11 protein-coding genes are annotated in these 12763 nt (G+C 55.6%); 10 read left to right on the top strand and 1 reads right to left on the bottom strand.

What is annotated here, in order from left to right:
* Positions 1-42 precede the first annotated feature (42 nt).
* The 3 genes from ACT3R7_RS16265 to ACT3R7_RS16255 all read left to right on the top strand — a co-directional run bounded on the left by ACT3R7_RS16265 (position 43) and on the right by ACT3R7_RS16255 (position 3748).
* Positions 43-1002, top strand: coding sequence for a TAXI family TRAP transporter solute-binding subunit (locus ACT3R7_RS16265; RefSeq protein WP_193090929.1), 960 nt, complete (start codon positions 43-45; stop codon positions 1000-1002).
* A gap of 68 nt (positions 1003-1070) precedes the next feature.
* Positions 1071-1595: a DUF1850 domain-containing protein gene (locus ACT3R7_RS16260; RefSeq protein WP_496199302.1), complete on the top strand. Its 525-nt coding sequence runs from the start codon at positions 1071-1073 to the stop codon at positions 1593-1595.
* Between the two features lie 140 nt (positions 1596-1735).
* Complete coding sequence (locus ACT3R7_RS16255; protein WP_192537417.1) at positions 1736-3748, top strand: TRAP transporter permease; 2013 nt, start codon at positions 1736-1738, stop codon at positions 3746-3748.
* Between the two features lie 110 nt (positions 3749-3858).
* Here ACT3R7_RS16255 and ACT3R7_RS16250 read toward each other — a convergent pair whose 3' ends face one another.
* Positions 3859-6387 carry a penicillin-binding protein 1A gene (locus ACT3R7_RS16250; protein WP_192537416.1) on the bottom strand — a complete coding sequence of 843 codons (2529 nt, stop codon included), beginning with the start codon at positions 6385-6387 and terminating at the stop codon, positions 3859-3861.
* A 193-nt stretch (positions 6388-6580) separates the two neighbouring features.
* Between ACT3R7_RS16250 and pilM the strand changes: the two genes are divergently transcribed.
* Genes pilM through aroB form a run of 7 tightly spaced genes read left to right on the top strand, consistent with a single transcriptional unit; the run spans position 6581 to position 12693 of the window.
* Positions 6581-7564, top strand: a complete 984-nt coding sequence (pilM, locus tag ACT3R7_RS16245) for a type IV pilus assembly protein PilM (RefSeq protein WP_496199301.1) — start codon at positions 6581-6583, stop codon at positions 7562-7564.
* Positions 7561-8130 (top strand): PilN domain-containing protein, encoded by a 570-nt coding sequence (locus tag ACT3R7_RS16240; RefSeq protein WP_417421655.1) that lies wholly within the window; start codon positions 7561-7563, stop codon positions 8128-8130. The genes pilM and ACT3R7_RS16240 overlap by 4 nt, the downstream gene beginning before the upstream one ends.
* Positions 8127-8807 carry a type 4a pilus biogenesis protein PilO gene (locus ACT3R7_RS16235; RefSeq protein ID WP_496199300.1) on the top strand — a complete coding sequence of 227 codons (681 nt, stop codon included), beginning with the start codon at positions 8127-8129 and terminating at the stop codon, positions 8805-8807. The genes ACT3R7_RS16240 and ACT3R7_RS16235 overlap by 4 nt, the downstream gene beginning before the upstream one ends.
* The gene (locus ACT3R7_RS16230) at positions 8804-9319 is read left to right on the top strand and encodes a pilus assembly protein PilP (RefSeq protein ID WP_417421651.1); all 516 of its coding nucleotides are present in this window, start codon (positions 8804-8806) and stop codon (positions 9317-9319) included. The genes ACT3R7_RS16235 and ACT3R7_RS16230 overlap by 4 nt, the downstream gene beginning before the upstream one ends.
* Before the next feature lie 19 nt (positions 9320-9338).
* Positions 9339-11024: a type IV pilus secretin PilQ gene (locus tag ACT3R7_RS16225; protein WP_417421649.1), complete on the top strand. Its 1686-nt coding sequence runs from the start codon at positions 9339-9341 to the stop codon at positions 11022-11024.
* Positions 11024-11590 (top strand): shikimate kinase AroK, encoded by a 567-nt coding sequence (gene aroK / locus ACT3R7_RS16220; protein ID WP_192537410.1) that lies wholly within the window; start codon positions 11024-11026, stop codon positions 11588-11590. Before ACT3R7_RS16225 ends, aroK begins: the two co-directional genes overlap by 1 nt.
* Positions 11587-12693: a 3-dehydroquinate synthase gene (gene aroB, locus ACT3R7_RS16215; RefSeq protein ID WP_192537409.1), complete on the top strand. Its 1107-nt coding sequence runs from the start codon at positions 11587-11589 to the stop codon at positions 12691-12693. The genes aroK and aroB overlap by 4 nt, the downstream gene beginning before the upstream one ends.
* Positions 12694-12763: the final 70 nt, after the last annotated feature.

Below are 12763 nucleotides of genomic sequence, written 5' to 3'. Positions count from 1 at the left end.
CAAACCATACCTATAAGTCCAAGCAGGACGGAGGCAATACGCATGAAAACATTAAAATATGCAGCCGCAGCATCCATGTTAGCCGTCGCTTTACCGGCCAGTGCTCAACAACTTTCAATTGCAACGGGCGGTACGGGTGGCGTTTATTACCCCATCGGTGGCGGCCTTGCGGAAATGATTAATAACCGTATCGAAGGTGCCCAGGCGACCGCTGAAGTTACCGGCGCCTCGGTTGAAAATATGGGTTTGATCATGCGTGGCGACGCCGACCTTGCCTTGGCCCTGGCCGACACCGTGTATCAGGCGTATACCGGTACCGGTGATTTTGAAGGCCGCCAGATTGAAAATACCCGTGCGCTGGCCTCGGTATATCCCAATGCTGTCCAGCTGGTAACCCTTGCCGAATCGGATATTGAGTCGATTGCCGATCTCGCCGGTAAACGTGTATCTGTTGGTGCACCGGGAAGCGGTACGGAACTTAATGCCCGCGCAGTGCTTGAAGCCAACGGTATTAGCTACGAAGACTTTACCCCCCAGCGCCTTAACTTCAACGAAACCGCCGATGCTATTCGCGACGGCGATATCGATGCCGGTTTCTGGAGCGTTGGCCCGCCGACTAGCTCGATTCTTAACCTGGCAGCCACGCGCGATATCCGCCTGATTGGTTTGTCGGATGAAGAAATCGCCAATGCTCAGGAAGAAGAAGCGGTTTTCGCACCTTACGAACTGGCCGCCGGTATGTACGACGGCATGGATGAAGCGGTTCAGACTATTGGTATCCCCAACGTATTGGTGGTTAACGCCGATATGGATGAGGAGCTTGCGTACCAATTGACCCAGCTGTTGTTTGAAAACACCGATGAGCTGATTGCGGTACACCCGGCCGCTAATGACACCACGGTTGAATTCACTATGAAATCAACGCCAGTACCGCTGCACCCGGGCGCTATTCGTTATTTTGAGGAAATGGATGTCGAAATTCCGGACCGTCTTCGTCCTTAACGGATGGCCTATACAGCTGCTTTTATTAAGCGGCTGTTTTGCAAATAGCTAATAAAGGGCATTTCGCCATGCAGTGGCAACAACGACGACTGATGGCGCTCTTGTTCATATGCTTACCGTTCGCCGGAGCAGGGGCTTCCCCCGCTCCGGCGACTGCGTCTACGCGGTTAGCAGTGGTGACTGAGCGGGGTAAAGCGTTAGTGGACGAAGTGGTGCCCGCCGGGGCACGCTGGTGTATTCAATGGAATCATTCCGTTGAGAAGTTCACGGTGCTGGATTGCTACCGTAATGTGGCAGGCGTGATGCAGTTAGAACGCTCCCACCAGCCAGATTTTGCCGCAGGGCTAGGACATATATTTGGACGTGGTGAACAGGTGTCCGATGGTCACGGTGGATATTGGATCAACGCGATTGATGAGCCGGTTGCCAATAACCGCTACGTTCTCCGGGTCGGCTCGAAAGCGGTCAATCATCAGGTGGTGTGGCCTGACGGCGAACACCCAGCCATTAGTTTAAGCGAGCAGGCAGCCGGCCAGCGGGTAACGATCCAGCTCACAAGCAATGCGCCACGGGCTAACAGTTCGCCGCGCTAAATACGCAAAGCTTAATAAATATGCTGTAAATAAACCCTCAGATAATAAAAACTGCAGCACTACACACTAAGCCGCTAGAGCTTAAGCAACCAAAACACTGGTCAGTACAAACAAGCTAGACAACATTTTCCGAGGACTTCATGAGCGAATCCAATCCACCGCCGGTATTAATGCCAGGCGGTAATGCGATTCAACCGCGCGTGGTGCTGTGGCTTATCACCATCGTGGCGGTAGGACTTTCCCTGTTCCAACTCTACTCCGCCGGCATTCAGCCGTTGGGACTATTTTATCAACGCGGTATTCACCTTGCGCTAATCATGCTGCTGGCGTTTTTAATGTTCCCAGCGTTTGGGCCCAAGCGTAAACGCGGTGTGATTGGCTGGGGAATTGATCTCATATTTTTTGCTGGTGCGTTGATTACCGGCGGCTATTTGGTGTTCTTTTTAGACGAGATTATTAATCGCGCTGGTTTCTGGAGCGAGACCGATATTCTGGTCGCCTGTATCGCTACGGTCACGGTACTGGAGGCCAGCCGTCGCGCGGTGGGCTTTGGCATGACGATTATCGGTGTGTTAGCCATCGTGTATGCGTTTGCCGGTCCGCGCGGTGAGCTGCCTTGGCTTGGCGAGTGGCTGCCTGGCATCTTGAATCACCGTGGCTATACGCTCGACCGGGTCGCCGGGCAGCTCTATCTGGGGCAGGAAGGTATCTTCGGCCTGCCGCTGGGCGTGGCGGCTACCTACATCTTTATCTTTGTGTTGTTTGGCGCCTTTCTGGAAAGTACCGGGGCGGGCAAGTTCTTTATCGATATGGCCTACGCCGCGACGGGCCGTCAGCGTGGTGGGCCGGCCAAAGCCGCTGTGCTTGCCTCGGCGGGTATGGGGTCTATCTCAGGTAGCGCGATTGCCAACGTGGTAACGACCGGCGCCTTTACTATCCCGCTGATGAAAAAACTGGGCTATAAGCCCAAGCAGGCGGGCGGTATCGAGGCAGCCGCCTCAACCGGTGGGCAAATCATGCCGCCATTGATGGGCGCAGGCGCCTTTTTGATTGCCGAATATACCAATACGCCGTACCTGGATATCGTCAAGATCAGTATTCTGCCAGCGATTATGTACTTCGCGACGGTTTACCTGTTTGTACACATTATTGCCCTTAAACAGGGTATGCAGGGCATGCCCAAAAGCGAGCTGCCGCAAATGCGCCAGGTGATGAAAGAGGGCTGGCATTTCCTCCTACCGCTGGCGGTATTGGTGTGGCTTCTGGTGATGAACCTGTCGCCCATGCGGGTAGGTTATTACGCGGTCATTACCATGGTAGCCGTGGCCGTCATACGCTATGCGCTATGGTACTTTTTCGTAGCCCCAGGGCAGGGCCAGCCGGTGACGCTTAGCCGGACCAAGGGCGTTATCTGGGCCGGGTTAACCAAACTGGTGGAAGGGCTTGAACTGGGCGCCCGTAATGCCGTGGCGGTTTCCATGGCCTGCGCAGTGGCGGGTATTATCGTCGGCGTTGTGGGTTTGACGGGCCTGGGGCTCAAATTCTCCTCTATGATGCTGGCATTCTCGGGCGGTAACCTGGTGCTGGCGCTGGTCATGGTGCTGTTGGCGAGCCTGATACTGGGGATGGGACTTCCGGTAACCGCCAGCTATATCGTGCTGATTGTGCTAGTTGGACCCGCGCTGACCTCTGAGTTTGGCGTGCCGCTACTGATTGCACACCTGGTGGTGTTCTGGTACTCCCAGGACTCTAACGTGACGCCGCCCATTGCCCTGGCAGGGTTTGCCGGGGCGGCCATCGCGGGCAGTAAACCCATGGAGACCGGTTTTCAGGCCTGGAAATTCGCTAAAGGGCTTTATCTGATTCCGCTGTTTATGGTGTTTAACCCTGAAATTATTATCGGCGGGCCAGTATTGGTCGTGGTGTGGAACGCGGTGATTGCTATTCTGGCGCTATGCGCCTTTGCGGCGGCGCTGGAAGGGTATCTGTTTACCCGCATGTCATGGCTGCCGCGCCTGGCGATCAGCGCCGCGATCTTTGGCGTGTTCTACCCAAGCCTGCTGACCGAGGTGGCCGGTGTTGTGGTCATGGTGATCGCCATTGGCCTTAATTGGAGAGCCAGCAAGCATGAAGCGCCTATAGCTGCAGCTTAAAGCTTGCAAATAGGCATCTGTCAGTAAGACAGGCGTATAAAAAAGCCCGGAGACCATTAGGTTTCCGGGCTTTTGCGTTTCTTGAGCTAGCTGCTAGCGCTAGTTGTTACTTAGAAGATCGATTCCGCGGTGCCAGAGCCTTGTGAGCCGCTGGCTTCCTCTAGCTCACGGCTGATGCCACGTGGCTGGTAGTCGGGCAAGTGATCTTGGTGGAAGAACTCACTAATACCTCCCGGCTGGCCTTCATGTAAACGACGACCAGAGTTAGGATCTATCCGAGCAGTTACAACAGTAGACGGGCGTTCCGGTATCGCCGACGGTGTGCCTTCCAGCGCTTTACCCATAAAGTCTTTCCAGATAGGTAGCGCTGCATTTGCCCCATATTCCGCAATGGTTTCGTTGCTGTCTTTACCTACCCACACGGTGGTCACCAAATTGCTGTTAAAACCGGCAAACCAGGCATCACGCTGGCTATTGGTGGTACCCGTCTTACCCACGATATCGTCACGGTTGAGGCTTAACGCGCCGCGACCGGTGCCCGAGGTAATAACATCACGCAGCATATCGCGCAGAATATAGGTGGCCGCCGCATCGGCAACGCGCTTGGCAACCGGATATTCACGCCCATCGATCTCGACGGTTTCCTGACCTTCTGCACAGCTGGGGCAGGCAACCTGGGGGGTGGCTTCATCAATAAGCTCGTGATCGTCATTGCGAGTAACGCGTTCGATAAACCAGGGAGCTACCTGGAAGCCACCGTTGGCAAGCACGGAGTAGGCGTTGGTCATTTCCATAGGCGTCAGGCTTGCGCTGCCCAGGGCCAGAGAAAGGCCGTGCGGTAGGCGATCCTGAGAGAAGCCAAAGCCTTTCAGGAATTCGATCGTATGATCCAGCCCCATGGTTTGTAAAACGCGAATGGTGACTAGATTGCGCGAGCGAGCCAGTGCCGGGCGTAAACGCATCGGTCCTTGGAAATCACGGCTGGAGTTGACCGGGCGCCATAGTGAGTTGCTGCCATCATCGAGCACGACCGGTGCGTCGTTGACCACGCTTGCTGCGTTCATTTCACCATCTTGCAGCGCCGCCAGATAAATAAACGGCTTGAAGATGGAGCCTGATTGGCGCTGGGCCTGAACCGCACGGTTGAACTTGCTGGCATTGAAATCAAACCCGCCCTGCAAGGCCAGAATAGCGCCGGTACGCGGGTCTTGGGCAACGATTGAGCCTTCTGCATCTGGCCGCTGTGAAAGGCGTACCGTGCCGTCCTGGGTTTCTAAAATACGCACCAGGTCACCACGTACGGCAATTTGGTCGGCAGAGCTAGGCTCAGCGCCGCGGCTACGCGGGCTTTGATAGGCGCGTGCCCAGCTTAAACCCTCCCAGTTAATGGTATGCAGCTCACCGCCGCGAGCCAATACCTGCATTTCACGGCCACTGCTTTTGACCACAATCGCTGGCTTCAGCAGGCCATAGTTAGGTGTACGCTCCAATACTTGCAGCCAGTTACTAACGTCGCCTTCAACGCCAGTGATTTCCGTTTGACTACGTTCGGCGGCTTGGCGGGCGGTTTGACGAATTTCGGGCGACTCGGAAAGCTCCTCCTCAAGGCCCTGTGTCGCGGTGCGTTCCTGCGCTTCGACCAGGCTCGGGGCGATATCGCGTTGCTCGGCACCGCGCCAGCCGTGACGCAAATCATACTCACGCAGGCCATTGGCCAGGGCGTCACGCGCAAACGGCTGTAGCTTGCTATCCAGCGTCGTATAGATGCGGTAACCGCCGGTGTAGGCTGTATCACCAAAGCGCTCAACCGCGTACTGGCGTGCCATTTCAGCCACGTAAGAGGCGTCTACTTCGGTCTGGGTAAAGTGACGGCGTGCGGTGACGGGGTCCTGTACCGCTGACTGATAGGTGGTGTCATCGATATAGCCCAGTTCGCGCATGCGGAACAGAATCCAGTTGCGGCGAATCAGCGAACGCTCGGAATTGGCCAGCGGGTTAAATGCGGAAGGCGCTTTGGGCAGACCCGCAATCATCGCGGTTTCAGCCAGGGTAAGCTCGGAAAGCGGTTTGTCGTAATAAGTATCGGCGGCTGCTGCAATGCCGTATGCTCGATTTCCTAAGAAAATTTTGTTAACGTAAAGTTCGAAGATTTCCTGCTTGCTCAACACTTTTTCCATCTGCAAGGCAAGCAGGATCTCGCGGATTTTACGGGTAAACGTCTGGTCCAGCGTAAGCATGTAGTTACGCGCCACCTGCATAGTGATGGTCGAGCCGCCTGACTGTATGGCACCGCCGCTCTGGGCAAGCTCTACCGCCGCCCTGGCAAGCCCGCGGGGGTCAACACCCGCGTGATCAAAGTAGTTGGTGTCCTCGGCGGCTATCAAGGCGTTCACCATGTCCTGGGGAATTTCATCAAAATCCACAACGACCCGGCGCTCCTCACCAAATTCACCAATTAGCTTGCCGTCATTGGTGAAAATGCGTAGCGGTGAATGCAGCTCAAAGTTTTGTAGCTGGCGCACATCAGGCAGGCCGGGAGAGAAATAGATAGCAGCGCCCACCACGGCGAGCGCGGTGGCCCCTACTAACGACACGATAAGAAAGAACAGCGACAGAATGAGGGTTCGCAAAAACGTCATGAACAGAGGGCACCCATGAAAAGGAGAATAGGATCGGCATCTAAACGGCCGTATCACGCAATTGGCTGCCATTATAGGAAGGCGAGGCAGCCGCCACCAGTGTTGATATGCCGTAAATTTAACTGCGGACTATTTAACTAATGTGTTTTATCGCCGCACAGCAGGCATATCACAAGGCAGGGCCAAACCGACAATGCGCTTATTGAAAGCCAGTAAAGAGTTGATCGGTATCGATATTACTTCAAGATCCGTCAAGCTGCTGGAACTTAAAAAGAGGCCTGATACCTACCAGGTAGAAAGCTTTGCGATTCACCTGCTGCCGGAGGGCGCGGTGGACGAACAGCGTATTAATAATATAAACGATGTCTCGAATAGCTTAAACCACGCGATTCACCAGGCTAAGCCCACCACCCGCAAAGCCATTGTGGCGATACCGGCCAGCGCTGCTATTACCAAAGTGCTCACCTTCCCTCGGGCTTTGAACGAGCAGGAGATCGAGGAGCGCATTGTGGTCGACTCAGACCAGCATATCCCTTTTCCGTTCAATGAGGTGGCTTTTGATTTCACCTGCTTGGGCGCTGTACCGTTGGCCCCACATTTACAGCAGGTCCTGCTCGTAGCCTGCCGCCAGCAGGATATTTGGCAGATGACCGAAACGCTCGAGCGTGCAGGCCTTGAGCCGGTGGCGGTTGATGTCGACACCTTTGCCATTGAGCGTGGATTTGCCGCCATGCGCGCCTCGTTACCTGTGGACATTGCCGCAGGCATCGGTCTTGTGGATATAGGCACGCATAAAAGCGCGCTACACGTTATTCATGAGGGCCGCATCGTCTACTCGCGCACTCAAACTAACGCACACGATGATCTGCCTGATGACGTCCCAAAAGCGATACTCAGCTCTTTTGGAGATACGCTGGCCCGGCACATCGCTCGCGCCCTGCAGCTTTATTATGTAAGCGACTGGCAGTCGAAGGTGACGCACCTGGTATTAACCGGACGCTTCAGCGCTATTCCTGGGCTGGCCGCCTATCTGGCGAAGGCCACCGGCATGACGGTGACGGTGGCCAATCCTCTTCAGCATATGCAGATCAACAAACGTCTGGATCGCCAGGCGCTAGCCCGAGATTTGCCGGCGCTGCTTACCGCTAGTGGTCTTGCCATGCGGGTGAGGGCGTGACTATCGATATCAACCTGCTGGCGTGGCGCGAAGCGCGCCGCGAAAAATACACGCGCCGTTTTTACGCCGTTATGCTGTTGTTGCTCATCATCGGTATTGCTCTGGGTGGTGTGGTCGCCCATGTCTATCAGCGAGCGCTTGCTATCCAGGAGCAGCGCAATGCACATATTGCGATCCATATAGAACGCTTTGACCATGAAATTGCCGAGGCGGAGCGTTACGTTGAGAAGGTAGAGCAGTTAAGCCAGCAGTTAACCCAGTTTCAGCGCCTGTTTGATGAACGCGTCCAAACGCCCCAGCTATTTAATGCGCTTGCTTCAAGCCTTACCGAGGGCGTGACTTATCGGCGCCTTGAACGGCAAGCGCATCAGATAAGCGTGTCGGCGGTGGCGGACAATGAGCGTCAGGTGTCGGAGCAGCTGCGCCGCCTTGCTGAGATGCCGGGCCTGGGTGTTCCTCTACTATCTGAAGTAAGCAGTGGTCAGGATGGCGGAAGTGTTTTTCACTTTGAAGTGACGCAAACCGGCCAACGCTCAGCATCGGTTGATGGAGGTGGCTCGCCATGAAGTTTAGTCGCCAGCGGTGGCCGAGTGAATGGCAAGGTGAGTGGCAGCGGCTGCGTGCGCTTGACTGGCAAGCGCTTGATCTGCGCGATGCGGGAACCTGGCCGCGGCTTGTGAAAGTGCTGTGTGGCGTACTGGTGTTGGTAGCGGCGCTGGCAGTCAGCAGCGTGTGGTGGGTTAGCGATTACCGCTCGGCATTGATCAGTGCGCAGCGTCAGGAAGTAAGGCTATTAAATAACTACCGCAGCAGCGTTCATGCTGCCGGGTTGCTCAACAACGTGCGTAGCCAGCTGACGGACCTGGCCGCGCAGATGGTGAGCATCCACGGCATGTGGACCACCCGCGCCGAGATCCCGTCGTTGCTGGACAGCATTAGTAGCGCCGCTGAACAGAACCAACTGACCATTGAAGCTATCCATTTACGGCCCACCGTCATCCATCACTTTTATAGTGAGCATCCGCTCGATATCAGGGTGCTGGGCAGCTACCACCAGTTGGCGCAGTTTATTAATGATATCAGTTCATTGCCTCGTCTTGTCACACAGCACACTATCACTCTGGCGCCAGCTGAAGGCCCTAGTGATGGATTAACCTTGAGTCTGGTCGCCAAGGCGTACAGCAGCGCTGCGAGCGAAGATTTGCGTCAAGAAGAGCTGAATAGCGGAGTAACAGCCCCATGAAGTGGCTGGCCAGCCTGCTCGCCGCCCTGTGGCTTACAGGGTGTCATGGGCCTGAGCTTGATCAGCTAGACGCAACGCTTGAGGCGCTGCGTCTGTCCCCTAATCCCCAATCTGTTGAAAGTCATGAGCCATTCAGCGCGCCTTCAGTGCCGGGTTATCACTTCGCTGAGCGTCGTAGTCCCTTCCAAGCATCTGCCCGTGTCCCCGAACAAGCGCTTGTTCAAAGCGGTACGCAGGCGCCAGACCCGCAGCGCCCATTAGAGCCTCTTGAATACTATCCGCTTTCTGCGCTGCGCCTGGTAGGCACGCTTACCATGCAAGGGCGGCGAACTGCTCTGATTGAAACCCCGGGAGAAACCGTCATCAGTGCCCAAGTGGGGGCTTTTATAGGCGAAGAGTATGGGCGTATTACCCATATTACCGAGCAAGACATTCGTATTACCGAACGTATCGCAACGCCGCAGGGATGGCAGGAGCATCAGACCTCACTTGCCCTGAAGACATCGCCTTAACCTCTTGCCGGAGTACGCCATGGCCATTGTTATTCGCCGCACGCTGCTAATACTGCTCGCTTTCATGCCTTGTCAGGTTCTGGCATCGGAGTTGACGGATATAGATGTGCATCAGGGAGAGCACGGCGCGCTGGAGATGGATCTGCATTTCAGCGGTGGAGTGGCTGAATTGCAGAGTTACCGTCTGGATAACCCCCCACGTCTGACGCTAGACCTAATCGCTACGCAAAATGGACTGGGGCGCCGTCATATCGAGGTAAATCAGCCGGGGATTGAGCACATTAATGTAGCCGAGGGTAACGGCCGTACCCGGCTGGTAGTCGGTTTAACCCAGCCGATGATTCAGACTTCGCAGGTGATGAGGGATCGGCTGAGAGTTTCTCTGGTGGAACCTGCGGCTACTCGTGCCTTCGTTGCTCAAGAAAGTCCGCCTGTTAGTGAGCCTCAGCAAGAGCATTTTACAGGCGAGCGGCTGAGTTTAAATGTTCAGGACATGGATATTCGCGCCGTACTGACAACGCTTGCTGAGTTCAGCGGGCTTAATCTTATCGCTAGTGAGAGCGTGACCGGGCGTATCACGCTGAGCCTGAATCAGGTGCCCTGGGATCAAGCGCTGGCGTCGATTTTACATAGCCGGGGGCTTTCAAGTCGTGAGCATGGCAATGTGATACTGATCGCCCCAATGGGCGAGCTTGCCGAACTTGAAAGCCAGGGAATAGCGGCGCGTAGCCATCACGAAACGTTGTCGCCGATCGTGAACGAGTTCATTGAAATAAAGTATGCCCGCGCTGAAGACCTGGCCCAATTGTTGCGCGGAGACGATGGCCTGGGGGTTTTGAGTGAACGTGGGCGGGTGAGCGTTGATTCCCGAACCAATGCGCTGATAGTGCGGGATACGGCCGAACAAGTGCGTAGCATTAGGCGCACGCTGGCGCGTTTTGATGTGCCGGTACGTCAGGTACAGATTGAGGCGCGCATTGTGATAGCCCGGGACACCGCCTCCCGCGAGCTGGGGGTTAACTGGGGAGCCACCAGTACGCGCGGTTTTAAGGATCTGCCCGACGGTACTCAAGGGCCGCGCAATATCAACCCGCGCGGCTTGAACCGGGCACGTGGTGGTTTGGCGGTAGATTTAGGTGCGCCGTCAGGGGCCGGGACCGGGTTTAGCTTTGGCTACTTGTCCGGCGATATTCTACTCGACCTGGAGCTTCGCGCGCTGGAAAGCGAAGGTAAAAGCCAGACTATTTCGCAGCCCCGGGTAATTACCGCGAACCAGCGTACGGCGATTATTCGCCAGGGTGAAGAGCGGGCGTTTCAGAGTGTGGATGTGCAGGGCAATCCGGATACCCAGTTTAAAGAGGCGGAACTGTCGCTTGAGGTAACGCCGCAAATTACCCCGGATAATCGTATTATCATGGATCTGGTGATAAAAAATGATAGTTTCAGGGAGTCGGGTTTTGGCGGTGAACCGCCTATTGATACCAATCAGATTGAAACCCAGGTACTGGTGGATAATGGCCAAACGGTGGTGTTGGGTGGGATTCTAACCACTGAACAGCTGAGCCAAATGGCAAAAACTCCGCTTTTAGGAGATATTCCTTGGCTCGGACGGCTGTTTCGCTATACCGCAGAGAGCAATGAGAAGGTAGAGTTGTTAGTCTTTATTACTCCACGATTACTTGACGATGGCTTGGCGGTTCGCTGATGCAGGATTTACCCAACCTTTTTCTGATCGGCCCCATGGGGGCTGGTAAAAGCACGATAGGTCGCCTGTTGGCGGCAGAGCTATCGCGCACCTTCTATGATAGCGACCACGCCATACAAGATCGCTGCGGTGCCGATATCCCATGGATTTTTGATGTGGAGGGTGAGCCAGGCTTTCGGCTGCGTGAAATGCAGATGATCGATGAGCTGACCCAGCTTTCTAGCGTAGTGGTGGCCACCGGAGGCGGCGCCGTGCTTCGCGAAGATAATCGGCGCGTACTGCGTGAGCGGGGTACGGTGGTTTACCTGATGACCACGGTCGACCAGCAGCTTAAACGCACCGCGAAAGATCGCAATCGCCCGCTTCTCCAGTGCGCTAACCGAGAGCAGGTGCTCAACGATATGTTTGCCACCCGCGACCCTCTTTACCGTGCTACCTCGGATATTACCGTGCGCACTGATCGGCGCAGCCCGCGTGCCGTGGTCAATGAAATCCTGCGCCGGGTACACCGTTTGACCGACCCGCTAGAGCACGCCGTCACGCTTAACTCAAAGGTATCCCCATGACTCAGCCCGCCACTGCCCAGCGTACGTTAAATGTTGCGTTGGGTGATCGCAGCTATCCGATCCATATTGGTTCTGGCTTATTAGATGATCCCCAGGCGCTAACGCCTTATCTGGCGGGCAAGCAGGTAATGGTGGTAACCAATGAAACGGTTGCACCGCTTTACCTGGAAGCGCTCTGCGCACATCTACCCAGCGATGTGGACGTGCGCACGGTCATCCTGCCTGACGGCGAACAGTACAAGACCATTGAGCAGGTTAGCCGCATTTGGGATGCGCTTCTTGAAGCCGGCTTCAATCGTCGCTGCACGCTGGTCGCGTTGGGTGGCGGGGTGATTGGCGATATGGTGGGCTATGCCGCGGCGTCTTATCAGCGCGGCGTTGCCTTTATCCAGGTGCCTACCACGCTGCTTTCCCAGGTGGACTCTTCGGTAGGCGGCAAAACCGGCGTTAATCATCCGCTCGGCAAGAACATGATTGGCGCTTTCTGGCAGCCTAAAGCAGTGCTGATTGATATCGCAACGCTTGCGAGCCTGCCTGCGCGTGAGCTTTCTGCTGGGCTTGCCGAAGTCATTAAGTATGGGCTGATTCGTGATGAGCCGTTTCTCAGCTGGCTTGAAGACAATATGGCCGCGCTACGCCACATCAGCCCAGAGGCGATCATCGAAGCCATTGCGCGCAGCTGTCAGATAAAAGCCGACATCGTGGCGGATGACGAAACCGAGCAGGGCGTTCGGGCGCATCTTAACCTTGGGCATACGTTTGGCCATGCGATTGAGGCCCATCAAGGTTACGGCAACTGGCTGCACGGCGAGGCGGTTGGGGCAGGCATGGCGTTGGCTGCCACGCTCTCCCAGCAGCTGGGCTTTATCAGTGGCGCTGATTTAACGCGTGCCCAGGCGGTGATTGAGAGTGCCGGGCTGCCGCTGGCGGCGCCAACTGATATGCAAAGCGATGACTTTTTAACCCGCATGCGTCTGGATAAGAAAAACGTGGACGCCAAGCTGCGGCTGGTACTGTTACATGCTATCGGCAATGCGTGTATTGATGACACGACCTCGGAGGAGGTCTTGCGCGCTTTGCTGGATAGCTACCCGCGTCTGTAACTCGACTGTAAAAGCGTTGTGTGTTCAATAAGCCCACCTTCACGGTGGGTTTTTTTATGGCTCAACGATA

The organism is Halomonas sp. AOP43-A1-21, from assembly GCF_052376775.1.
Taxonomy (GTDB): Bacteria; Pseudomonadota; Gammaproteobacteria; order Pseudomonadales; family Halomonadaceae; genus Vreelandella; species Vreelandella colorata.
The sequence above is the reverse complement of the archived record's forward strand: the minus strand, read 5'-3'. Positions and strand labels throughout refer to the sequence as shown.

Coding starts and splice junctions, on each gene's coding strand:
- ACT3R7_RS16225 (WP_417421649.1), top strand. CDS start 9,339: ATGGCCATTGTTATTCGCCGCACGCTGCTAATACTGCTCGCTTTCATG.
- ACT3R7_RS16265 (WP_193090929.1), top strand. CDS start 43: ATGAAAACATTAAAATATGCAGCCGCAGCATCCATGTTAGCCGTCGCT.
- ACT3R7_RS16230 (WP_417421651.1), top strand. CDS start 8,804: ATGAAGTGGCTGGCCAGCCTGCTCGCCGCCCTGTGGCTTACAGGGTGT.
- ACT3R7_RS16250 (WP_192537416.1), bottom strand. CDS start 6,387: ATGACGTTTTTGCGAACCCTCATTCTGTCGCTGTTCTTTCTTATCGTG.
- pilM (WP_496199301.1), top strand. CDS start 6,581: ATGCGCTTATTGAAAGCCAGTAAAGAGTTGATCGGTATCGATATTACT.
- ACT3R7_RS16235 (WP_496199300.1), top strand. CDS start 8,127: ATGAAGTTTAGTCGCCAGCGGTGGCCGAGTGAATGGCAAGGTGAGTGG.
- aroB (WP_192537409.1), top strand. CDS start 11,587: ATGACTCAGCCCGCCACTGCCCAGCGTACGTTAAATGTTGCGTTGGGT.
- aroK (WP_192537410.1), top strand. CDS start 11,024: ATGCAGGATTTACCCAACCTTTTTCTGATCGGCCCCATGGGGGCTGGT.
- ACT3R7_RS16255 (WP_192537417.1), top strand. CDS start 1,736: ATGAGCGAATCCAATCCACCGCCGGTATTAATGCCAGGCGGTAATGCG.
- ACT3R7_RS16260 (WP_496199302.1), top strand. CDS start 1,071: ATGCAGTGGCAACAACGACGACTGATGGCGCTCTTGTTCATATGCTTA.